21 protein-coding genes and 1 pseudogene are annotated in these 24,038 nt (G+C 33.3%); 16 read left to right on the top strand and 6 right to left on the bottom strand.

Going from position 1 to position 24,038, the window contains the following annotated elements:
* The first annotated feature begins 7 nt into the window (after positions 1 to 7).
* Positions 8 to 541 (top strand): DUF6452 family protein, encoded by a 534-nt coding sequence (locus BSF42_RS11740; RefSeq protein WP_095953274.1) that lies wholly within the window; start codon positions 8 to 10, stop codon positions 539 to 541.
* Positions 513 to 1,325, top strand: coding sequence for a DUF6048 family protein (locus BSF42_RS11735; RefSeq protein ID WP_095953273.1), 813 nt, complete (start codon positions 513 to 515; stop codon positions 1,323 to 1,325). The genes BSF42_RS11740 and BSF42_RS11735 overlap by 29 nt, the downstream gene beginning before the upstream one ends.
* 172 nt (positions 1,326 to 1,497) lie before the next feature.
* Here BSF42_RS11735 and BSF42_RS11730 read toward each other — a convergent pair whose 3' ends face one another.
* On the bottom strand, positions 1,498 to 1,734 hold the full coding sequence (locus BSF42_RS11730) for a hypothetical protein (RefSeq protein WP_095953272.1): 237 nt from the start codon (positions 1,732 to 1,734) through the stop codon (positions 1,498 to 1,500).
* Between the two features lie 174 nt (positions 1,735 to 1,908).
* Complete coding sequence (locus BSF42_RS11725; protein ID WP_095953271.1) at positions 1,909 to 3,072, bottom strand: class I SAM-dependent RNA methyltransferase; 1,164 nt, start codon at positions 3,070 to 3,072, stop codon at positions 1,909 to 1,911.
* Between the two features lie 151 nt (positions 3,073 to 3,223).
* On the opposite strand from BSF42_RS11725, the gene BSF42_RS11720 reads away from it, so the two are divergent.
* Together BSF42_RS11720 and BSF42_RS11715 are read left to right on the top strand one after the other, a co-directional pair.
* Positions 3,224 to 3,988, top strand: coding sequence for a bifunctional 2-polyprenyl-6-hydroxyphenol methylase/3-demethylubiquinol 3-O-methyltransferase UbiG (locus BSF42_RS11720; RefSeq protein ID WP_095953270.1), 765 nt, complete (start codon positions 3,224 to 3,226; stop codon positions 3,986 to 3,988).
* 94 nt (positions 3,989 to 4,082) lie between these two features.
* Positions 4,083 to 4,751: a ZIP family metal transporter gene (locus BSF42_RS11715; RefSeq protein ID WP_095953269.1), complete on the top strand. Its 669-nt coding sequence runs from the start codon at positions 4,083 to 4,085 to the stop codon at positions 4,749 to 4,751.
* A gap of 170 nt (positions 4,752 to 4,921) precedes the next feature.
* Here BSF42_RS11715 and BSF42_RS11710 read toward each other — a convergent pair whose 3' ends face one another.
* Both BSF42_RS11710 and BSF42_RS11705 read right to left on the bottom strand, forming a co-directional pair.
* A complete protein-coding gene (locus BSF42_RS11710) occupies positions 4,922 to 7,306 on the bottom strand; it encodes an outer membrane beta-barrel family protein (protein ID WP_095953268.1) in 2,385 nt (794 codons plus the stop codon).
* A 155-nt stretch (positions 7,307 to 7,461) separates the two neighbouring features.
* Positions 7,462 to 8,604 carry an AraC family transcriptional regulator gene (locus tag BSF42_RS11705; RefSeq protein ID WP_095953267.1) on the bottom strand — a complete coding sequence of 381 codons (1,143 nt, stop codon included), beginning with the start codon at positions 8,602 to 8,604 and terminating at the stop codon, positions 7,462 to 7,464.
* Between the two features lie 177 nt (positions 8,605 to 8,781).
* Between BSF42_RS11705 and murQ the strand changes: the two genes are divergently transcribed.
* The 12 genes and pseudogenes from murQ to BSF42_RS11640 all read left to right on the top strand — a co-directional run.
* Entirely contained in the window at positions 8,782 to 9,594 is an 813-nt protein-coding gene (gene murQ, locus BSF42_RS11700) for an N-acetylmuramic acid 6-phosphate etherase (RefSeq protein ID WP_095953336.1), read from the top strand.
* A 189-nt stretch (positions 9,595 to 9,783) separates the two neighbouring features.
* The gene (locus BSF42_RS11695; RefSeq protein ID WP_095953266.1) at positions 9,784 to 10,005 is read left to right on the top strand and encodes a DUF6095 family protein; all 222 of its coding nucleotides are present in this window, start codon (positions 9,784 to 9,786) and stop codon (positions 10,003 to 10,005) included.
* Positions 10,006 to 10,032: 27 nt separating this feature from the next.
* Positions 10,033 to 10,263 carry a hypothetical protein gene (locus BSF42_RS11690; RefSeq protein WP_095953265.1) on the top strand — a complete coding sequence of 77 codons (231 nt, stop codon included), beginning with the start codon at positions 10,033 to 10,035 and terminating at the stop codon, positions 10,261 to 10,263.
* Positions 10,248 to 10,562 (top strand): type II toxin-antitoxin system RelE/ParE family toxin, encoded by a 315-nt coding sequence (locus BSF42_RS11685; RefSeq protein WP_095953264.1) that lies wholly within the window; start codon positions 10,248 to 10,250, stop codon positions 10,560 to 10,562. Before BSF42_RS11690 ends, BSF42_RS11685 begins: the two co-directional genes overlap by 16 nt.
* The gene (locus BSF42_RS11680) at positions 10,550 to 11,122 is read left to right on the top strand and encodes a pentapeptide repeat-containing protein (RefSeq protein ID WP_095953263.1); all 573 of its coding nucleotides are present in this window, start codon (positions 10,550 to 10,552) and stop codon (positions 11,120 to 11,122) included. Before BSF42_RS11685 ends, BSF42_RS11680 begins: the two co-directional genes overlap by 13 nt.
* 200 nt (positions 11,123 to 11,322) lie before the next feature.
* Positions 11,323 to 11,898, top strand: a complete 576-nt coding sequence (locus BSF42_RS11675) for a DUF1572 family protein (RefSeq protein ID WP_095953262.1) — start codon at positions 11,323 to 11,325, stop codon at positions 11,896 to 11,898.
* Positions 11,899 to 12,031: 133 nt separating this feature from the next.
* On the top strand, positions 12,032 to 12,403 hold the full coding sequence (locus BSF42_RS11670) for a DNA topoisomerase IV (RefSeq protein WP_095953261.1): 372 nt from the start codon (positions 12,032 to 12,034) through the stop codon (positions 12,401 to 12,403).
* Between the two features lie 160 nt (positions 12,404 to 12,563).
* On the top strand, positions 12,564 to 14,483 hold the full coding sequence (locus BSF42_RS11665; protein ID WP_095953260.1) for a DUF294 nucleotidyltransferase-like domain-containing protein: 1,920 nt from the start codon (positions 12,564 to 12,566) through the stop codon (positions 14,481 to 14,483).
* A 2-nt stretch (positions 14,484 to 14,485) separates the two neighbouring features.
* Entirely contained in the window at positions 14,486 to 15,115 is a 630-nt protein-coding gene (locus BSF42_RS11660; RefSeq protein WP_095953259.1) for a PolC-type DNA polymerase III, read from the top strand.
* A 164-nt stretch (positions 15,116 to 15,279) separates the two neighbouring features.
* Positions 15,280 to 16,758, top strand: coding sequence for a hypothetical protein (locus BSF42_RS11655; protein WP_095953258.1), 1,479 nt, complete (start codon positions 15,280 to 15,282; stop codon positions 16,756 to 16,758).
* 66 nt (positions 16,759 to 16,824) lie between these two features.
* Positions 16,825 to 18,609, top strand: coding sequence for a cytochrome-c peroxidase (locus BSF42_RS11650; RefSeq protein WP_095953257.1), 1,785 nt, complete (start codon positions 16,825 to 16,827; stop codon positions 18,607 to 18,609).
* An 859-nt stretch (positions 18,610 to 19,468) separates the two neighbouring features.
* Positions 19,469 to 20,119 (top strand): annotated as a pseudogene (locus BSF42_RS11640) (AAA family ATPase); the annotation flags it as partial.
* A 64-nt stretch (positions 20,120 to 20,183) separates the two neighbouring features.
* On the opposite strand, the gene BSF42_RS11635 reads toward BSF42_RS11640, so the two are convergent.
* Both BSF42_RS11635 and BSF42_RS11630 read right to left on the bottom strand, forming a co-directional pair.
* Entirely contained in the window at positions 20,184 to 22,901 is a 2,718-nt protein-coding gene (locus BSF42_RS11635) for a DNA gyrase/topoisomerase IV subunit A (RefSeq protein WP_095953256.1), read from the bottom strand.
* A gap of 22 nt (positions 22,902 to 22,923) precedes the next feature.
* On the bottom strand, positions 22,924 to 24,027 hold the full coding sequence (locus tag BSF42_RS11630; protein WP_095953255.1) for a YhcG family protein: 1,104 nt from the start codon (positions 24,025 to 24,027) through the stop codon (positions 22,924 to 22,926).
* Between the last annotated feature and the right edge of the window lie 11 nt (positions 24,028 to 24,038).

Genomic DNA, 24,038 nt, shown 5'->3' with positions numbered 1-24,038 from the left:
AATATACATGAAAAAAATAATCTCTATTTTGCTTCTCTTTACTTTTGGCTTGTCAAGCTGTGAGAAAGATGATATCTGTGATGGAAGTACTCCAACTACACCAAGATTGGTAATTACATTTTACGATAGCGCCAACCCTACAAGAACTAAAAATGTCAGCAATTTAAAAGTAATTGGTGAAGGCATGGACGAGGGAATTGTTTTCAACGAAAATGCTGCAGAAGATGATGAAACAAGATATTTGACCAACGGTTCAACAGTATCAATTCCTCTAAAAGTTAATGACAGTACGGTTACTTATAAATTTATTTATAACGCAGCCAGCACAAATCTAAATACGGATGTGCTAACCATTAACTATACTGGCCAAAATGTATATGTATCTAGAGCCTGTGGTTTTAAAACTATTTTTGATTTAAAACCTGGCAGCGAATTTCTACGCACAGATCCAGATGGAGATAGTGTTTGGATGACTGATGTACAATTAAAAAACCCTAATATTGAATCTGAAGATGAAACACACATTGAAGTTTATTTCTAGTTTTTGTTTATTGTTTTCAGTGCTTTTAGGACAGGCTCAAGAAATTCCTGAGACTACAGTAAAAAAGGAAACCACAACGGCAAAACCTAAAACGGTAGCTGCCAAACCACAAATTCAGGAAGTTAAAAAAGACAGCGTTATAAAAACAGATCGTTACGGTCTTCGTGTTGGTGTTGATTTATACAAACTTACTCGCGGTCTTTATGATAAAGATTATAAAGGTGTGGAATTTGTCGGCGACTGGAGATTAACAAAAAAATATTATCTGGCGGCAGAATTGGGTTATGAAAATAAAACAACAGATGACGACCGATTAAATTCGTCGGCTTCTGGAACATATATTAAAGCAGGTTTTGATTATAATTTTTATGAAAACTGGCTCGACATGGAAAACTTAATCACAATTGGTCTTCGTGGTGGTTTTAGCTCTTTCAGCCAAGATCTAAACAGCTATAAAATTTATAATCCTAATCCGTATTGGGGAGAATTGCCTGCTGTAGATGTAAATCAAAAATACAGCGGACTTTCTGCTAGCTGGCTTGAGGTTGCTTTGGGATTAAAAGCGGAGGTTTTTGACAATATTTTTGTTGGTTTTGGCGTACAGCTAAAACTTCTGGCAACTAATAAAAAACCCAGCGGTTTTGACAATCTTTATATTCCAGGTTTCAATAGAACATATGACGGAAGTTTTGGTGTTGGTTTTAATTATACTGTTTCTTATTTCATTCCAATTTACAAGAAAAAAATAAAAATACCACAGATCCAAGAGATTGAGAAAAAATAAGGTACTTAGAGTTTAAGGTACTGAGGCACTAAGGTGCTGAGGTGCTGAGATTGAAAAAGCCGCCAATTTAAGAATTGGCGGCTTTTTTATTTCAGTCAAAAACTTAAAATCTCAAAGTATCAAAACCTTAGAGCCTCAGTACCTTAGTATCTTAGAACCTTCGTTCTTTAACCTACCCTATTTCCTTAATTCCTTTTACAAAAATCCATTTCATAAAAAGTTTCTCTCCGTCTTTGGTTTTTACCGCCTGAAATTTTGGGCCAATAATCGTAGCCACCACAAAAGCAGTCAGCGGAATCCAAAATCCAGTTAATCCTGTATATGCAGCAACTATAAATCGTACTAAAATAAATAGAATTGCGAAAGTTCCTAATTGATATAAAAAAGCTCTTACTTGTAGTTTTGACATTTTTTTCTTTTTTGAGGTACAAAGTTACAAAGGCTCAAAGGTGCAAAGGTTGTTCGCCTCTTTAATTTTGTTGTATTTGTTCCATATTTTTAATATTCTTATCGAGTGAAAGTTTTAAGTTGGAAAGATGCAAAGTAATTCCCTTTGCCTCTTTGTACCTCTGATCCTTTGCACCTATTCAGAGACCTGAAATTTCGTTCTCTTACTTCCTTCGTACATTTCGTATTTCACCAAACGCGCTTCTAAACTAGCGTTGAAAAGTTTAATTTTTCTTGAAGGTTTTAGTCCAACGAATTTTAAAGCTTCTAGATTTGCTGTAATAAACCAAGCATTTGTTCCTGGATAGTTTTTCTTTAGTGTATCTCCAATACTGGTGTAGAATTTCTCCATCTGAATATCCAAACGCTCATCATACGGCGGGTTGAACACAATATGAAGTTTTCCTTCTGTTTCTTTTTCCGTATCAAAAAAGTTATCCTCACGGATTGTTACATAATCCTCCAGATTTGCATTTCTAATATTGTCTTTTGCTTTGCTTACTGCACTTGGCGCTTTATCGTAACCTTTAATAGTATAATGAAACTCTTTTGTTTTTTTCATCAAACTATTTATAATTTCATCGAACAAATCATTGTCCCAATCTTTCCATTTTTCAAAAGCAAATTCTTTTCTGTTGATATTTGCTGGAATATTGCAGGCAATCATTGCCGCTTCTGCCAAAAAAGTTCCAGAACCACACATCGGGTCCAAAAAGTGACTTTGACCTTCCCAGCCTGACAACAATAAAATTCCCGCTGCCAAAACCTCGTTAATAGGCGCAATATTCGTAGCAGTTCTGTAACCACGCTGATGCAGTGAGTTTCCAGAAGTATCTAAAGCAACCGAAACCTGATCTTTATCAATATGAACGTTAATACGTAAATCTGGATATTGTTTATCAATACTTGGGCGTTGTCCTGTTCTCTCTCTAAACTGATCTACAATGGCATCTTTACATTTTTGAGAAACAAACTCAGAATGATTGAAATACGTAGAATGCACTGTTGCATCAATTACAAAAGTCTGGTTAGCATTTAAAAATTTCGACCAGTTTACACCCGAAATTCCTTTATACAATGCCTGCTCATTATTAGCTCTAAAAGAGTAAATTGGTTTTAAGACTTTAAGAGCCGTACGCAAAGACAAATTGGCTTTATACATAAAACCTTTATCTCCCTTAAAACTTACCATTCTCACTCCCTTTTCAACATCCTGAGCTCCAAGTGCGCGTAATTCTTGTTCTAATATTTCTTCAAAGCCAAAAAAACACTTGGCGATCATTTTAAAATTTTCTTCCATCTTATCTATTGATTTAAAAAAAACTAAAATTTAAAAAAGATGCATTACAGCGCATCTCTAGATAATGCAACAATGTATCGTTGCTAAATAGTTATTTTTCGGCAAAAATACACTAAATTTGCCGGACTTTGAATTAATTGAAATAGAATAAATGTCTGAAAAGCATAACGCATCAAACCCAAATCAAGAAGATGACAACCAAAATTGGTATACTTCGTGGTTTGACACTCCTTATTATCACATACTTTATAAGGACCGCAATTATCGTGAAGCTCAGGTTTTCATGGACAATTTAACGCACTATCTTAATTTGCCGGAAAAAGCAAAAGTGCTTGATTTGGCTTGCGGAAAAGGCCGTCATTCTATTTATTTAAATCAGCTGGGGTACGATGTTCTTGGTGCAGATTTATCTGAAAACAGCATTGCAGAAGCCAGCAAAAACAGCAATGAAACACTTCATTTTAAAGTGCATGACATGCGCGAACCCTTTGAAGAAAAGTTCGATGCTATTTTTAATTTGTTTACAAGCTTTGGTTATTTTGAAAATGACGATGACAATCTCACTACGCTGAAGGCAGTTAAAGAAAGTTTATCTGAATATGGTTTTGCCGTAATCGACTTTATGAACGTAACTCAGGTTATTGAAACTTTAGTTCCTGAAGAAACTAAAACGGTAGACGAAATTGATTTCCACATCAAACGATATGTTGAAGACGGACATATTTTTAAAGAAATTGATTTTGAAGACCAAGGACGAAAATATCATTTTACCGAAAAAGTAAAAGCGCTAAGCTTAAAAGATTTTCAGGATTTAATGGACGAAGCTGGTATTTACCTTTTAGATATTTTTGGAGATTATAAACTCAAAAAATTCCACAAAACCGAAAGCGAAAGATTAATCATGATTTTTAAGTAAGTTTATTCGTTTTAACTGTTAATTTGTTTAATCACTTAATCAAATTGACAAAAAAACCGATTAAACGATTAAATAAAAAACCGATTAAACATAAATGAATTATCTACTACCCTTATTTTCTGTACTTTTAGGATATAGCGTGGCTTTGTTTATTAAACCAAATAACAAAAGCAATCTAAAACTGCTGCTTGCTTTCAGCGGTTCATTTTTGTTGTCATTAACCGTAATGCATTTGCTGCCGGAGGTTTACAAATCTCACAATCATAATATTGGTATATTTATAATGGTCGGGATTTTATTCCAGATTGTTTTGGAATTTTTCTCCAAAGGAGCAGAACACGGCCACGTTCACGGACACGCAAAAATGTCTCAAATTCCGTGGTTGTTATTTATAAGTCTTTGTATTCATGCCTTTTTAGAAGGTTTTCCGGTAAGTCATCATCACGATTTAGCTCTTGGAATTGCCATTCATCATTTGCCGATTGCGGTAATTTTAACGACATTTTTCATCAATGCCGATTTAAACAAAAAAGCCATTTTTGCTTTTATGCTGACTTTTGCCATTATGACACCGCTTGGAACTGTCGCATCTGAATATTTACCATTTCTAAACGATTATTACACCGAAATTACAGCAATTGTAATTGGTATTTTATTCCATATTTCGTCAACAATTATATTTGAAAGCAGCGAAGGACATAAATTTAATATTGCCAAAGTTTCCATGATTGTTCTAGGAATTTTACTGGCATTCTTTTTATAGATTTCCTAACAGGTTTTAAAAACCTGTTAGGTATAAATTGATAAGTCTTATAATCTGTTGAATTGAAAAAAACCTGTTAAGTATAAATAGATATAATTTGTTGTATTAAAAAATACCTAACAGGTTGAAAAAACCTGTTAGGATAGTACATTAAATTTCAATTATCTAATTTAATTACCTGTTCTCTTTTTCTCTTCCTGATTTCCAAAAGCACGCTCTTTTACATTTATCTTTTTGTTTCCGAAATTATAAACTACAGATAAACGTACAAACCTGTTGCTCTCTTTTTGATCATACACCTGTTTTACGCCATTTACAACCGAAGTAAAATCTTTTAAATAAGATGTATTAAAAATATCATTTGCTAAAAACGCAACCTGCATCGTTTTATTAAACAAATCCTGTTTAAAACCAATATCAAAACTAGAGGTATACCCTACTTCATACAAACCACTTTTAAAAGGCGAACTATAACTAAAATCAATTTGCAGTTTTGTTGTTTTTCCTACTATAAAAGTATTGTTTGTAGAAAAATCAATTTGTAAACTATTTGACGGCGATGCATTTATATCTTTTATAAACTCTGTTTTTGCTCCCAAAAAGTACAACGAATTTTCACTTGACCACCATTCTGCAAAACTTGCCGAATAACTTTCACCGATTCCATAATTTACGTTTTTAAAATAGTTTTCGCGCGTTACAATCTGAGTATTCGTTTCTGGGTTTGCAGTAAACAAAACGCCATAACTGTTGGTAACCACATTTACAAAAACACTTGTTCTCAATATTTCTTTATAAGAATGTGCAAACTCAAAATTATCGCTGAATGAAGGCCTTAAAAACGGATTTCCTTCTGAATAACTATTGCTGTTAATGTAAATTCTAAACGGATTTAATAAATCAAAACGAGGTCTGTTGATTCTTTTTCCATAATTCAAACTAAAAGTGTTATTTTCATTTTTCTTGTACGAAGCATAAAACGTTGGAAATAATTTCAAATAATTATTTTCTGTTTCCTGATTCATGGTTTCAGAAAATCCGTTTGTCTGTGTGTTTTCCAATCTTAATCCCATTTGGAAATTCCATTTTGAACCGAATTTTTTATCTCCTTTAATATAAACCGCCTGATTGTTTTCGGTGTATTTGAATCGGTTTGACTGCGCAGAATCTAATTCAGGAGTTTCTGTAATAGTATTGTAATACAGCACATCGCTTATACTATTTGTAAAACTCATTTTTGCACCATACGATAAGTTTAAAGCTTGAAACGGATGTTCTATATCGGCCTTAAAACTCCAGTTATCAATATCCTGATTCGAAATATTCCTCCCCGACTGATTTACATCTACAAATACCATTTCTGGCGTATAATTATTGGCAGTAAAATTTCTATCGAATTTCGAGTTGTAATCAAAATAATCCACATCAACTGATAATTTTCTGTTTAAAGAATCCAATTTGGTTACCAAATGTGCATTGTAGGTTTGATTTTTAGATCCCTTATCTGTAAAACTATTATTCAGCGTAACATTATCCAATTTGTTTTGAATCGTATAATTATCAATTCGAATATCCGATTTAAAATCAGGGTTATTTCTGTCATTTAAATATTGAAAACCAATTGAAGTACGCTCAGAAAGATCATAATCTAAAGCCAGTTTTCCAGAAAGGTTTTCCGTTTTTACTTTCGTTACGCTTTTCATATGCGAAAGTCCGTCAGGAAAATACATTTTCAAATCATCAGTAGCATTCAAATAACCTGTTTTTGCATTTACGCTGGCAGAAAATCTAAATTTATTCTTGTTGTAAAAAAAGTTATCCCTTAAAGTGTAAATTCCGAATTTATTTTGATCGTAAGAAACTGTCGTTGCATTTTTCCAAGAATCACGTACCCCTTTTTTCATAATAATATTTATCAATCCGCCAGTTCCTTCTGCATCATATTTTGCCGGCGGATTACTAATGATTTCAATATTCTTAATATCGGCTGCCGAAATAGATTTCAAAAAGTTGTTCAGTTCCTCGCCTGCCAATTCAATTATTCTTCCGTCAATCATAACGCGGGAAGTCCCTTTTCCTAATATCGTGATCATATCGTTTTTTACCACAACGCCCGGCGCTGTATTAATAGCACTTAAAGCATCTCCGCCAACTGTAGTCACATTGTTTTCTAAATTGTAAACCAAACGATCTGTTTTCTGTTCGACTGTTTTCTTTTTAGATTGAATAACAACTTCTACTAAATTGGTTGTGCTTTCTTTCAAAACAATTATTCCTAAATCTGTATCCTTTTCAATTGTAATATCTTTTTCATAATCATCAAATCCTAACAGGCTTATTCCAATCTTATAAGAGCCTTTTTTGAGGTTAATTTCAAAAGTGCCATTTTGTTTTGTTGTGGTTCCGTTAATGATTTTTCCTTCAGAATTTGATATCGAGATATCTGCCCATTCTAATGGAGTTGTTTCGCTGGCAATTTTCCCTTTTAATTGAAATGATTGTGCTAAACAAAATAAAGGCAGTACTAAAAAGATAAGAAGGTTTAATTTTTTCATGATTTCTAATTTTAAAACTTGTTCGATTAATTTGAAGCAAAGTTGCCTTAGAAATTTTCAGATATCGACCGACAAAAAAAAGTCGAACCAATTTCTGCAGTAGAAATCAGTTCGACTTTATAGGGTATGAAGTACGACTTTTTACAAACCTTTTATTATGAAGCGTTTCGGTAGGCGGTCGGCGTTAAATTCGTATATTTTTTGAAAGAAGTATTAAAGGACGATTTGGAGTTAAAACCAACTTCATATAAAATTTCCAGAACAGTAAGCTGGCTTTTGGACTCATCTTTTAAAATATTCATTGCTTTTTGAATGCGGTATTCATTCACAAAATCAAAAAAATGCTGATCCATTTTATGATTAATCAAAACAGATAAATCCCGAACCGGAATATCAATTTGGTTGGCCAGTTCTTGAATCGTAAGTGATGGATCTAGAAAAGGTTCTTTCTCTGCCATATATTGTTTCAATGTCGAAATTTGAGCGTCGACAACTTCATCTTGATGTTCTTTTACTTCAATTGTATTTTCATTCTTTTTCGGCAGAATATCTTTGGTTAATTTCAATTTGGAATTAACACCTCTAAAAAGTTCTGGATGTTTTAACGCCTTCATTATAAACCAACACGTTATAAACAAAGCTATACTTCCAACGAGTACATTTGCCCATAAGAAAACTTCTCGAAAACCGCTGTAACGGATTATGTTTTTTAACGCTACTATAAAATGTGCCGCAAGAAATACACAAGTAATCTGAAAAAGCCATTTATAGGTAGAAGTGCTTGCATTGGCATAATTTTCCATATAGATTTCTCGATATTTCTTCAAAATCAAGAAAACACTCACGATATAAAATGCGTATTGAAATTCGATCAAAATCTGAATAAAATAAATTTCCGCCATTTGATTAAGCGATGGTAAAAAAGTCTCTAAATCTGTATCGTTTAAATAAATTCTTGGTAGAAAAGATAAATTGACCACCACAAAAGGAATTGCATGCACTAAATGTTTCCATTTTAATCTAAAATCTGAATAACAAACGGCTAAAACAAAAAGATAAAACAAGGGCATACCAAACAAACAAGCTGTAGCTCTAAAAATCTCTAGATTTAATTCTATCCGCGTACTGGTATCAATAAAAAAACCGCTGAGATCAATAGCAGAGAAAATAAAAAACCAAGCAAATAATCGGTTAGCTAATTTATTTTCCGTTTTTACGGTTAACAAAAAAAATGCTAATAATAAAGAAACGAAAACTGATATTCGAGCTATTCCTTGTAATAAATCTAATTTGTCCATTTATCTTTTAATATTAAACAAATATAATATTTTAGTTCATTTAATGAAGATGTAAGAAAGCATTCGCAACATCATAAATAAAACATAAAAAGATCTTTAATTCTTTGTGACTTTGCTCACATAATTTCGCGATTGATAGAAAAAAGATTAATTTTGACCAGTCTAAATAACGATAAAATGACATTTACGAAAACTACTGAGCAAGCATCAAAGTATGAACATTTAGAAAAAATGTCTGTTCATGAATTGTTATCCAATATTAATCAAGAAGACAAAACTGTTCCTTACGCAGTCGAAAAAGCGCTGCCGCAAATAGAAGCTTTGATTCCGCAAATCGTCGCTAAATTAAAATTAGGAGGCAGATTATTTTATATCGGAGCAGGAACTTCTGGTCGACTTGGTGTTGTTGATGCTTCTGAGTGTCCGCCAACGTTTGGCGTTCCTTTTGATTTGGTAAATGGCATAATTGCCGGCGGTGATACAGCTATAAGACGTGCTGTAGAAAACGCTGAAGACAGCACTACAAACGCTTGGATTGATCTTCAAAATCATAATATCGATTCTAATGATGTCGTTATTGGAATTGCTGCTTCTGGTACAACTCCTTATGTTATAAGCGGTTTAGAAGCTTGTAATCAAAATAATATTATTACGGGCTGTATTACTTGTAATGAAGGAAGTCCTCTGGCATTGACGGCTCAATTTCCTATTGAAGTAGTTGTTGGACCAGAATTTATTACCGGAAGTTCGAGAATGAAAGCCGGAACTGCACAAAAATTGGTTTTGAATATGATTTCTACCGCAGCGATGATTCAGCTTGGAAAAGTTAGAGGCAACAAAATGGTAGATATGCAGTTAAGTAATATAAAACTGGTTGATCGCGGCGTTAAAATGATTATGGACGAAATTCCCGTTTCATACGAAGAAGGTTCAGAATTACTAAAAAAATATGGCAGCGTGAGAAATGCTGTTGATAATTATAATAGGTAAAAAGGTTTTCTTTAATTTAATCGCAAAGCACGCAAAGTTTTTTGTTTGTAATGCTTTGTATAAAACACAAAGTCCGCTAAGCTTTATCAAAAAAACTTTCCGTCTCGAGGCTTCGGGATTGCGTAAATCTTAGGGCACTTTGCGGTTAAATGTAAGTCCAACAACCTGAAACAAAAAATTATAAAAATAATGTCTACAAATAAAGAATTACTGAGAAAAGGAGTAAAATATCTAACAGGCGCTCTGCCTTTGATGTTTTTGGGGCCATCGTTGATTTATAATGCTTTTATGAATCAGCATACCGATTGGCACTATCTTGTTCTGGGAATTGGAATTGTGGCTTGTTTGTGCTCTATGTTTTTGATCTTTTTAGGATTGAAAATCATTATGAAAGGTTTATTTAATGACTAATTTGTATCTTTACTAAAATTCTTTATTATGGATATACAAGCAGAAATAAACTGGATTCATCAAGAAATTGATAAGGTAAAAGACCCCTCTTTTGTTGAAAAACTAAAACATCTTTTACAATCAATAAATAATACCGCAATTGACTCCGATACAGCTTATAATTTGGATATTGAAAATGCCTTAGATAGTATCAAAAAAGGTGATTTTTATACTGAAGATGAAGCTAAAGAAATTGCGAAAAAATGGGGAAGAAAATAATTTGGTCAAAGGATGCTTTGTGCCATTTAGAAGATATTCACTTTTATATTTTCTTTGAAAGTAAATCAATTACAATTGCTGATAAAGTAGTTAATACCATTTTTGACAGTACTGAAATTCTTAAAACACAGCCCGAAATTTACAAGATTGACAAACAAAAAGTCAATAATGATGGTAACTTTAGGGTTTATTCTGTTTATGAATATAGCATTTCTTACCAAATAACTATCGATTCAATTTATATTCTGCGGGTACGTCATAATGCTCGAAAATCAAAAAAACATTCATGGAAAGTTTAATTCACATTCAGAAAACATTCGAAAAAGTTGTTTACATCGACAAAAAAATAAACAATCGAGAGTTTGAAGATTGTGTTTTTAAAAATTGTGATTTTTCAAACAGCAACTTTGCGTATAATACCTTTTTAGACTGCGAATTTATTGACTGCAATCTTTCTATGACCAGTTTAGCCGGAACGAGTTTAAAAAATGTCACTTTTAAAAACTGTAAACTTCTCGGAATCGCTTTTAACGAATGTGATGACTTTTTGTTCCAAGTTTATTTTGAAGAATGTACTTTGGATTATGCTTTATTTTCGAATAAAAAAATGCCAAAAACAAAATTCATCAATTCTTCTGTGCGTGAAGTAACTTTTATAGGAACCAATTTAACGAGTTCAGTTTTTGATAATTGTAATCTTGATGGCGCCATTTTTAACGAAACGCAGCTGGCTTCAGTCGATTTTAGAACAGCCTATAATTATAAAATTGATCCTGAATTTAATCCGATGCGAAAAGCGCAATTTTCTAATGATGGAATTATAGGATTATTGGATAAATATGATATTAAGATTGTATGATAATTATACTTCTAATGATATCGCCTCTATGAGGCTTAAAAACTAATTCAATTTTTTTTTCTATAAAGATGTTCTCCTAATGGAGTTTACATTAGATTTAAAAAAATTCAAGCGCTATAAGAGCGCTTATATTTATAGAAAATTGATTTTTGTTAAGTAAGAGCTCCTTCGGAGCGGTATAACAACATAACTTTATAATCATGAAATCTGATCAGCATTATTTAGAAAGTGTCAAAAAGCAATTTTTATATTATAAAATGCTTGGACAAAAATCTATCGATCAATTACAGCCAGAACAACTTTTTGCAGCGGTAAATGAAGATACAAACAGTATTGCCACAATTGTAAAACACATTTCTGGCAATATGCTTTCGCGCTGGACTGACTTTTTAACTTCTGATGGAGAAAAAGACCGGCGAAACCGCGATGCTGAATTTGAGAATGATTTACAGTCAAAAGAAGAAGTTCTGGAAGTTTGGAACAAAGGCTGGAATTGTCTCGAAAATGCTTTGGAAGGCTTAAAGCCAGAACAGCTTTCAGACATTATTTATATTCGAAATGAAGGCCATACTGTTATAGAGGCAATAAACCGTCAATTGGCGCATTATCCGTATCATGTGGGGCAAATTGTTTTTTACGCCAAACAATTGAAAAACAGTGAATGGGAAAGTTTATCGATTCCGAAAAATAAATCGGGAAATTACAATGCTGAAAAGTTTGCCAAAGAAAAAGAAATTAAGAACTTTACGGATGATGAATTAAAGAGATTGAAATAACCCATCGACTGCGCTCACGATGACACAAAGTATATCACTAGCCCTGATGGAAGCGGCATCCTTTTGTGCTGGGGTTCAGCACAAAAGATAGAGCGGACAGCAGGATTAGCTTCTAACAAAACAACTTATTTAAATGAAAAAATTTATATTCTTATTTCCTTTTCTGGCTTTGGTTTCGTGCTATAATACAGAACACAATTGTAAAGATTTCAAAACTGGAAAATTCAAATTTGAGTTTGAAGTTAACGGCGTAAAAAAAACAACTTATTTTGAACGTAAAGACGATATCGAAATCGAAACTTTTGACGGGAAAACTGATACTGCGACAATACGCTGGGTAAGTGACTGTGAATATGTACTGCAAAAAAAACATCCGAAAAATATGGCAGAGGAAAAAGCGATCAGTATGAAGATTTTGAACACTTCTAAAGATTCGTACACTTTTGAATTCGGAATGGTTGGTTCTGAAGAAAAACAACGAGGCAAGGTTTACAAAGTTGACTAATATATTAAAGTTCCGTTTCGGGACTTTTTTTATGGCGCACAAAATGCAAAACCTCTGTCCCTCTGCGTCTTTGTACCTTTGCTCCTTAATAAAAAAATAAAAACGTGTTTCTTTTACATTTCTATTTAAAATAGTATTTTTAGAACTCTAATCTAACCCAATGAAAAATACCATTTCGCAAAGAGTTGCCGACTTTTTAAAAAGTTATCCGCCGTTTAATTTTTTACACCAGAAAGACTTAGAAAAACTCTCTGAACAGATTTCTATTATTTATAAAGATAAAGATGCTGTAATTTTTGCTGAAAATGACAAAACACATGATTCTTTTTATGTGGTTCATAAAGGTGCAGTTGCTTTGAAAAAAAGTACTAAAAATACAGTTTTAGATATGTGTGATGAAGGTGATATTTTTGGCCTTCGCCCGCTTTTGGCACAGGAAAATTATATTATGGAAGCTGTGGCTCATGAAGAAAGTATTTTATACGCCATTCCAATTGCGGTTTTCAAACCTTATGCGCTTGAGAATAGAAATGTCGGTAATTTTTTGATTGAAAGTTACGCTTCCAACACACGAAATCCGTACTCTGATATTCATAAAGACAAATTATATGGTGATGATCTGCTCAATGAAAATCTAAATTCAAGCAATCATTCTTTTGATTTAGCGCCAATTAAATATTCCAAAAAAATTGTAACCTGCAGTCCGTCAACTACGGTAAAGGATATTGCTAAAATCATGGGGAAAAAGAAAGTTGGTGCAATTTTGATTGTGGACGAAATGCTTCCAATTGGTATTTTAACTGATAAGGATCTTCGAAATAAAATTGTTACGGGAGATTTTCCGATAACAACGACTGCCGAAACGATAATGACAAAACCAGTTATTACGTATTCCAAAAAAATGACGGTTACAGAGGCGCAGATGGCAATGATGAAGAGCAATATCAGTCATTTGTGTTTAACGAAAGATGGTACAGTCAATACCAAAGCGGTCGGTATTTTATCGAAACATGACGTTATGGTGGCGCTTGGAAATAATCCAGCGGTTTTGATCAAAGCGTTGAAACGTACCAAAAAAATTAAGGAAATAAAACCTATCCGCAACCAAATAATGCAATTACTTCAAGGTTATCTGGATCAAAATATTCCAATGACTTTGATTACCAAAATCATAACCGAACTTAATGAGGCTTGTACCACTCGTGTAATCGAAATTTGTATCGAAAAAATGAGCAGTCCGCCGCCGGTAAAATTTGCCTGGCTGGCACTGGGAAGTCAGGGTCGCGGCGAACAAATGCTGCATACCGATCAGGATAATGCCATTGTGTACGAAAATGTAAATGAAGTTTTTAGGGATGAAACTAAAATCTATTTCCAAAAATTTGCCAGTCTTGTTAATAAAGGTCTTTTTGAAATTGGCTACGATTACTGCCCTGCAGAAATGATGGCGTCAAACCCGAAATGGTGTATGAGTCTGGATGAATGGAAAAGTCAAGTCCACCATTGGATCACCAATCCTGGTAAAAATGAAGTTTTGTTATCGTTTATTTTCTTTGATTACAGCATGACGTACGGCGATGCCGAAATTGTAAATCAATTGTCTGATTCTATTTTTGAAAATGTAAAAGCCAATCCTATTTTTTATATGCATTTGGTAAGTGGTGCTTTGCAAAGCCCTTCGCCTACTGGTTTCTTTAGACAATTTTTGGTTGAACAAGACGGTGCAAACAAAGATAATTTTGATATTAAGAGACGAGCTTTAATGCCATTGACAGATGCCGCACGTGTTTTAATTTTATCTCATTCTGTAAAATCAATCAGCAATACAGCCGAACGTTTTGAAAAATTGGCTGAATTAGAACCAAATAATAGCGAATTGTATTTGTCATGTTCGTATTCGTTTAAAGCTTTGTTGAAATTTAGAACTAAACAAGGATTATTGCATCATGATTCTGGCCAATTTATCGAATTGGAATCTTTAACTAAAATGGAAAAAATTAAACTGAAACGTACTTTTAAAACCATAAAAGAACTTCAGGAACTTATTTCGGTACGTTTTAATATTTCAAATCTGGTATAGCAATGAGTTTATTTAATTTTTGGAAGAAAGAAGAAAACAATCTCTTTGATGAAAATATCACCATTGAAGAAACTCGCTTTGTTGTTTTAGATACTGAAACAACTGGTTTTGACTATGAAAATGACCGAATGTTATGCATTGGTGCGTTGGTGCTTCAAAATGGAATTATTTCTGTTCAAGACAGTTTTGAGATTTATCTTGAACAGGATCATTATGATAAATCGACCGCTCAGATTCATGGTATTTTAAGGGATTTACTAGTTAGACGTCCAACTGAATTAGAAGCTTTACAGCAGTTTTTAGATTTTTTGGGAGATTCAATTATCATTGCACATCACACCATTTTTGATGTTACGATGATTAACAAAGCCTTGGAAAGAAATGGGCTTCCGCATTTGACTAATAAAACGTTAGATACCGCATACTTGTATAAAAAGACTTTAATTCAATCGCATTTATTTGAACGTAAAGATCATTATACTTTAGACGATCTTGCCGATAAATTTGATATTTCTAAAAAAGACCGTCACACTGCTTTGGGAGACGCATATATTACTGCCATTGCTTTTCTTAAAATTGTAAAAAAACTGAGAGAGAAAAAGGCGGTTAACTTAAATCAGCTTTTTAAATGAATTTAAGATTTTTTTAGGAGTCTTAAATTTACATTCAAATCCTATTTTTTACGATTTAATAATATAAGACTTATAAAAATTAGCAATAAGAAAAAATAGCCTTAACCTATATTTTGTTTTTGTGAGATAGCTTTGTTCTGATCAAAAAAAACAAAAAAACAATTATGAAAGCTAACTTTTTAAAATCTATTACCTTGCTTGGACTTGCGGGTTTTTCTGCAATCAGTTGTCAGGATGATGACAAAAAATCTTCTAACGATGTAAATACCAGCATCGATTTTACTTCACATTCAAAAGTACCTGCTTTTGTTTATCCAATGACTGGATTCGAAAACCTAAAAATCAGCACTTTAATTGCAAGTTCAGACGTACTTCCAGAATCTCCTACATTCGTTTATGGTGCACAGCCAGATGGTGCCGGATTAATGAAAGACCCAAATGGAGACGGATATATCATGATTACGAATCACGAAATTCTTCAATCGGTTTCTAGAGTTTATTTAGACAAAACTTTCAAACCTGTAAAAGGAGATTATTTAGTTGATGGTGTTGGAGGCTTAACTCGTTTGTGTTCAGCAACTTTGGCTACACCAGAAATTCACGGATTTGGTCCAATCTTTTTAACTGCTGGAGAAAGCGGTCAGGAAAGTATGGTTCACGGAATTAATCCGTTAGGATTATCTTCAGATAAAGGCAGAACTGACAGAGTTTTACCCGCTTTAGGAAAAGCAAGTATGGAAAACGCTGTGCCGCTTCCAAAAGAAGCTTATCCAGGAAAAACGGTTATCCTTATTGGAGAAGATCAATCGTATGCAACTTCTCACGTAAGTGCTGGACAATTAATTATGTACATGAGTACGGTTGGCGATTTATCAAACGGAAAATTATATGCTTTAAAAAGAACAGACGGAAATCAGGTTGAAACGTCTATGACATTAAACAATTCATATCCTGTTCAATTTGTTGAAATTCCGAATGCTAAAAACTTAACTGGAGCGGTAATCAATACCACTGTAAATGATTTAAAAGCAATTCGTTTTTCGAGAGTTGAAGATGTAGATTACAGAAAAGGAAGCGCAAGCAACAATAGAGAGGTTTATTTTACTGCAACAGGTCAGGCAACTAATAATGCTCCAGTTGATGGATACACGATGTGGGGAAGAGTTTATAAATTGAAAATGGATGCTGCAGATCCGCTTAAAGGAACTTTAGAATTAGCTGTTGAAGGCGACAGTACTCCTGGAACTGGAATCATTAATCCTGATAACTTATGTGTAACAGAAAACTTCGTATACATTCAGGAAGATGGTGATAGTTATTATGCTGATGCTAAACATGACTCTTACATCTGGCAGTACAATATTGCTTCAAAACAAAATAAAGCGTGGTTAAACATGAACCACAAAAGAACTGATGTTGCTTGGAATACTTTATACAACCAATCTGGTGAAATGAGATTTGGAAGCTGGGAATTTGGTGCAATGGAAGATATATCTGATATCATTGGTGTTCCAGATACTTTTACCGTAAATATTCACCCTCACACTTGGCAGAGCGATGCATTTAAAAATGCTGACGGTTCTGGAACTCAAACTAACAAAGAAGGCGGACAAACTGTAATTATCAGAAACGTACAACGATAATAATTTGTTCCAACTATAAAGCAACCCTTATTTTTCGATAAGGGTTGTTTCTATTACAATACTATTATGAAATTTAAATACCTTACATTTCTATTTTTAACAATTTGTTTGTTTTTTTCATGCAAAGAAAGTGATACTTCAAAAGCAACAATCAAACAAGATTTATTGATTGATTTAACGAAATTAAATAACGAAATTGTTGATTTTCAAAAACTGGTAACCAATAATTCTTCCCAAAAAGAAATAGTCGAACAATTCAAAAAATCGCGTTTGGTTTATAAAAAAGTCGAATGGGCAATTGAATATTTTATTCCAGAAACAGCCCGATTTATGAATGGTCCTGCTTTAGACGAAATGGAATTAGAAGAAAACAGATCTTTTGAACCACACGGTTTTCAGGTGATGGAAGAAATGATTTATCCACAATATAATCCAGAAAGCAAAGAAGATTTAATGCGGGAACTAAATATTTTTAAGTCGAATATTGAACAGCTGAAAAGGACTTTTGAAGTTATTACAATCAGCGATGATTATGTTTTAGATGCAATTCAGCAAAATGTATTTAGAGTTATAGCTTTAGGAATTACAGGCTTTGACAGCCCTATTTTGCAGTCTTCAATTCCAGAAACTGGACAAAGTTTGGTTGTGATTCCAACATCACTTGAAAAAATCAATGCCAGTAATAAATCATTAGAAGTATTAAAAAAATTAACTTCTAAAGCACAAAAATACTGTCAAGAAAATAGCAATTTCAATGCTTTTAACCGTGCTGTTTTTATCACCGAATATCTGAATCCGATTTCGAAAAACTTAAAAGCTTTTCAAAAAGAAGAGCATATTAAGAATGTAAAAAAAAGCAGTCCACTAAAACCAACTATTGAAACTTTATTCGACCAAGATGCTTTTGATGTAAACGCTTTTGTACTTTCAGAAGAGTATAATTATACAAAAGAAAAAGCCCTTTTGGGAGAAAAATTGTTTTACGACAAAAGCCTTTCTAAAAACAATGACCGCAGCTGTGCGACTTGTCATAATCCAGAAAAAGCTTTTACAGACGGCTTAAAAACAAACGTTTCGTTAACTGGTTCTAACTTAGCCCGAAACACTCCTACTCTAACTTACGCTTCACTGCAAAATGCACAATTTTGGGATATGCGTCAATTAGATTTAGAAAAACAAAGTGTCGATGTGATCCAGAATAAAGATGAAATGCATGGTTCTATGGAAAATATTCATGCTAAAATTTTATTAGATCAGGATTATATAAAACTATTTAAAAAGGCTTATCCTAAAACCTCTAAAGCTGAAGCATGGCAGATTCAAAATGCTATTGCCAGTTATGTACGCTCTTTAAATTCTTTTGATTCCAGATTTGATGACTATATGCGTGGAAATAAAAATGCCTTAAACAATCAGGAAATTGAAGGAATGAATCTTTTTATGGGAAAAGCAAAATGTGCTACTTGTCATTTTACACCTTTATTTAACGGAACGGTTCCGCCAAGTTATTCTAAAACGGAACATGAAGTTATTGGAACTCCAAATGAAGCTTCTGGAAAATCATTGAGTCCAGATCAAGGTCGTTATTTATACAATAAAATGCCGCAATTAGTAGGTGCTTTTAAAACACCAACTGTTAGAAATGCTGCAGTTACTGCGCCCTATATGCACAACGGGGTTTTTAAAACTCTAGAAGAAGTGGTTTCTTTCTATAACAAAGGCGGTGGTCAAGGTTTAGGTTATGAAGTAGAAAATCAGACTTTACCTTTTGACAAACTGAACTTAACAGTGAAAGAAGAACAAAATCTTGTTGCTTTTATGAAAACACTTACGGATAAAAAATACCAATAAAAAACCAGTAATAACTTCCAATTGCAAAAACGCCAGAAAGTATTTTTTTTTCTGGCGTTTGTTATTTCTTAGTCTATAATTAATCGATACGGAAATACGTTTGATGATCTATTTTTAAGATGTTTCATAAAGCTGTCACACAAATATTCCCATTCTGAATTTGATAAATGTTGTTTTTCTTCCTGATTTGTTTTTATGAATATATCTACAGTACGGCTAAAACCAGCTTTTACCGAAATTTCTTTTCGCGTTCCCTTTTCAATTTTAATATCGGTTATTGAACTTTTAAAATGATTAAATCCAAAAGCTTTAATGTCTGCAAAAGTTACAATTCTGCCACGAGTCAGCAAGGCATTTCTATAGGCCAGAATTCTGTCTTTATTGTTTTGTTTGTTTAAACCTCCTACTGTATTGGTCATTAGAGTTGCTTCTTTACTTATAAAAGATAAATCTTTGCATTCTAAAACAGTTCCAGCTTTTATATCATTGCCTTCTTCTGCACATGTTGACCAATAGTTTATCTTAAATGTATTATCAGTATTTTGATTGAATTTGGGTTTAATCATTACATAAGGATCATTATTTTTTAAGAAGCTGCTTTCTTTCGCCTGCTGTTCTACAGAAGCCAAAAGCTGGTTAATCTGCGCTAATGCACTGTTCATAAAGTCTTTTCCAAGACCAGAGAATGAGGAGGTTTCATCTTTTAATAAATCAAGTATATTTTGCAGTAATTCTGAGGCACTTCTCGAGTCAAACCTAGAAACGCCGCCCATTCTCAAAACTGCATTTCCTTCTTCCACAACTCCTTCTTTAAACTGTTTTATTTCGTAGTGGTTATTTAAAGGATCAACAACAGAATCTATGTCCTGGAGCGCCTCCAGGGTATGTCGGGTATGAGTCTGGCGGCTTACTAGTAAATAAAATTCGCCAAAAACCATATTCAATAGTTTTATTTGATGAAATTGAAAAAGCACATCCATCTGTTTTTGATGTTTTCCTGCAGATTATGGATGAAGGAAAACTGCATGACCGATTAGGTAAAGAAGGTGACTTCTCAAATGCCATAATTCTTTTTACCTCGAATATTGGAGCAGATCATATTGTCAGCACTTTCACTAATGGAGAAATTCCAACTTCAACTTCCTTAATGGAGATTATGGCAAATTATTTTAGACCTGAGTTTTTAGGACGTTTGACAGAAATTGTACCTTTTGCGCCTATCAGTAAAGAAAATGCTCTAAAAATATTCGAGATTCACCTTAAAAAAGAGTTTACTGATTTATTGAAAAATATCAATATTATAGTCGATATTCCGATGGAATCTAAAGTTTATCTTGCAGAAAATGGATACAATGCTAAATACGGGGCAAGACCAATAAAAAGTATTATTAGAAGCCATTTAAGAAGACCATTAGCTAAAAAAATAATTTCAGGTGAAGTAAAAGATGGCGATACTATTTCGGTTAGTATTGAAAATAATGAAGTAAAATGGACTAAAAAGAAGTTCTAAATTAAACTAGATTCAATCAAAAATAAAAAACGCTAAGAAAATCTATTCTTAGCGTTTATATTTTTTAATCTAAAACGAGTCCTATTTGTCCGTCGTCATCTAATTCTGTTTCTACCGGATCATCATCTGATAATCCTGGTTTCTCAGGAATTTCTTCAACTGGTTCTTCATAAGGCAATGGATCTAATAAATTAACTTGTTTTAATTTATCTGTAGTTAATTGATTTCCTAAAGCTTTAAAACCTTTTACGGCTATGAAGTCTTCTACATCAATATGTAAATCTTCTTTTTGAACACCTTTTACTTTCGCAAATACCAATTGTGCAACCGGACGATAATCTGTCGATACAATTTCTAATTGAGAATTTGGATGGTCTGTTATAAAGCTTTCTTCTTTCCCTTCATTTTCAACAAGGAAACGTTTTAAGAAATAACGCTCTTTTTCTCCATCAAAATAAATAGCGGAAATCGGTTTTTTAGGCTTCCATTTTTCCAAAACAATCATATCTTCCTCAAAATGAGTTGATAATTCTGGAATAATTACTTTCAATTTACCAGTCTGACTTATTACTAAGATTTTATCACTTGGTTTAAACTCTCCTAGCAATTCTCCCCTTCCGTCAACATTCAAACGTTTTACGGTATCATCAAACCAAACTTTTCTTGGCAGCAAAGTTGAAATTCCTTTTTCTTTTAATTCGATTTTCTTGATTGGGTATTTGGTTACCAAATTACCTTTAGAAGCACGGCCTTTAATTGCCAGCTTAGCAAAATCAATATCGAATTTTAGTTTTTTGATTGTTCCTATTTGACGTAATAAAATCGTAACAACCTCAGCTTCTCCATTGGGGTTATGCGAAAAATAAACCACTTGCGAGCCATTTGTTCCGTTTGTCAAATCGTAAGCTTTATCACGCGTTACTCCCGAAACATTAAAACGTTTGATATAAGAAGGTCCTGATTTACCATCACGATACATCATATTATAAATCGTGCGTTTATCGCTCTTATCAAAAACGGCCACATGTATAATATCTTTTCCAATAAACGTTTTAGAATCGACTTTTGTAATCATCATCGTTCCATCGCGTAAAAACACAATTACATCGTCAATGTCAGAACAATCAGCTACGTATTCGTCTTTCTTTAAGCTCGTTCCTACGAAACCTTCGTCACGATTTACAAAAAGTTTTGTATTACGTAAAACTACTTTTGTAGCCTCAACGTTATCAAAAACACGAAGCTCTGTCTGGCGTTCGCGTCCTTTTCCGTATTTCTCTTTTAATTTGGTAAAATAAGCAATTGCAAAATCGGTTAAGTGCTCCAGATTATGCTCTACTTCTTTCATTTCGTCTTCTAACCTTGCAATCAAATCATCGGCTTTATCAGAATCGAAACGCGTAATACGAATCATCGGGATTTGAGTCAAACGCTGTAAATCGTCGTCATTGATTTCTCTAACGAATGATTTTTTGAAAGGCTCAAAACGGTCGTATAAATATTTGTAAAGTGATTCTCTGTCTCCATACAATTTGAAATCAATATACATTTCTTCACGAATGAATATTTTTTCTAAAGTAGAGAAATGCCACTTATTTTTTAATTCTTCTAATTGAATTTCTAATTCCTGACGAAGTAAATCAACTGTTCTGTGAGTCGAAATTTTCAACATTTCAGAAACTCCAATAAACAACGGTTTATTATCTTCAATAACACATCCTAAAGGTGCAACAGAAGTTTCGCAAGCCGTAAAAGCAAACAAGGCATCAATTGTTTTGTCTGGAGAAACACCTGGGAAAAGATGAATTAAAATCTCAACATCGGCCGCAGTATTATCTTCAATTTTCTTGATTTTGATTTTACCTTTATCATTGGCTTTCAAAATACTGTCAATTAAACTTGATGTATTGGTAGAAAACGGAATCTGCGTAATCACCAATGTATTTTTATCTAATTGCGAAATTTTAGCACGCACACGCACACGTCCGCCGCGAAGTCCGTCATGATAATTCGACACATCGGCGATACCTTGCGTCATGAAATCAGGGTATAATGTGAAAGGTTTTCCTTTTAAAATCTTGATCGAAGCATCAATTAATTCATTGAAATTATGAGGAAGTACTTTAGTTGAAAGTCCAACTGCAATACCTTCTGCCCCTTGCGCTAAAAGCAATGGAAATTTTACTGGAAGGTTGTTTGGTTCTGCACGACGACCGTCATAGGAAACACCCCAATCTGTAATTTTTGGAGAATACAAAACCTCTAAAGCAAATTTAGATAAACGCGCCTCAATATAACGCGAAGCTGCAGCTCCGTCACCCGTTAAAATATTTCCCCAGTTTCCCTGACAGTCAATTAGTAAATCTTTCTGGCCAATCTGCACCATAGCATCTCCAATACTCGCATCTCCGTGTGGGTGATACTGCATCGTGTGACCAACAACATTGGCAACTTTATTATAACGACCATCATCCAGCTCTTTTAAAGAGTGCATAATACGACGCTGAACCGGTTTAAATCCGTCCTCGATAGCAGGAACTGCACGTTCCAGAATTACATACGAAGCATAATCCAAAAACCAGTCTTTGTACATGCCCGTTACTTTGGTAATAACGTCCTCTCCTTCTTCTTCCTGATTTTCGTAAAAATGCTGTCCTTCGAAATTCTTTGCATCTACATTTATAATTTCATCTGAATCATCTTGATTTTCATCAAATTGATTTTCATCTGAATTATTCTCGTCGTCGTTTGGAATTATGTTATCGTCTTCTTCGTCTTTCATTTAATTATCTCTAATTATAATTTTATTTGTTTTCGAGCAGTTCTTTTAAAGCTTCAACGCTTGGTAAAACGGTTTTATATTTACTGGCAAATATTTGCTCGTTGTTTTCTGGTAAAGTATATTTTACTACGGCTTCGCTTTTAGTTTGGCAAAGTACAATTCCGATAGTTTTATTTTCATCTTCCAAACGCATTTCTCTGTCATAATAATTCACATACATTTGCATTTGACCTAAATCCTGATGTTTTAATTCGCCAATTTTCAAATCAATAAGAACAAAACATCGTAAGATTCTATTGTAAAAAACTAAGTCAATTCTAAAGTGTTTATCATCAAAAGTAATTCTTTCCTGTCTTGCTACAAAAGTAAAACCATGACCTAATTCTAATAAGAAATGTTCTAGTTTACTAATGATTTCTTCTTCTAACTGAGATTCTGAATATTGATGCAATTCTGGTAATCCTAAAAATTCAAGAATATAAGGATCTTTAATAATGTCTTTCGGTTTCTCGATAATCTGGCCTTTCTCTGAAAGCTTTAAGATTCCTTCTTTATCTCTGCTTAAAGCCAATCGTGTATAAAGTGCCTTATCATATTGACGTTTTAATTCCCGAACACTCCAATTATGTTTTTCAGATTCAATTTTATAGAAACGTCTTTCTTTTTCATCTTCAATTCGCATTAAAAAGACATAATGAGTAAATGTCAATTTAAAAAAGGAAGACAAAGTTTGATAATCTACTTTATTAAATTCCGCAGTCACTGACTGTTTTTTTTGAGATTTGAATTCCGCTGACCCTGTGTGCGCTTTTTGAATTTGTAAAATCCGAGTCAGTGACTCGGAAATTGAGAAAGTCAAATAAAACTTTCTCATATTACTTAAATTATCAACTGAAAATCCTTTACCAAACTCTTTTGTCAACTGCTGAGAAAGACTTTGTAAAAGCTGTTTTCCATATTCAGCTCTATCTTTTCCATTTTGTTCTTCTTCAACAATTATTCTTCCTATTTCAAAATAAGTAATTGTCATGGTTGAATTTACGGTACGTAAAACCTGTTGTCGGGCATTTTGCAATAGCTCGGCAACTTGTTGGAAAATAACTTTATTTTGAAGACCGTCTGACACTATTTATTGTT

Origin of the sequence: Flavobacterium sp. ACN6 (assembly GCF_002304005.1) — a bacterium.
GTDB lineage: Bacteria > Bacteroidota > Bacteroidia > Flavobacteriales > Flavobacteriaceae > Flavobacterium.
This window is presented reverse-complemented; position numbering and strand designations above follow the sequence as displayed.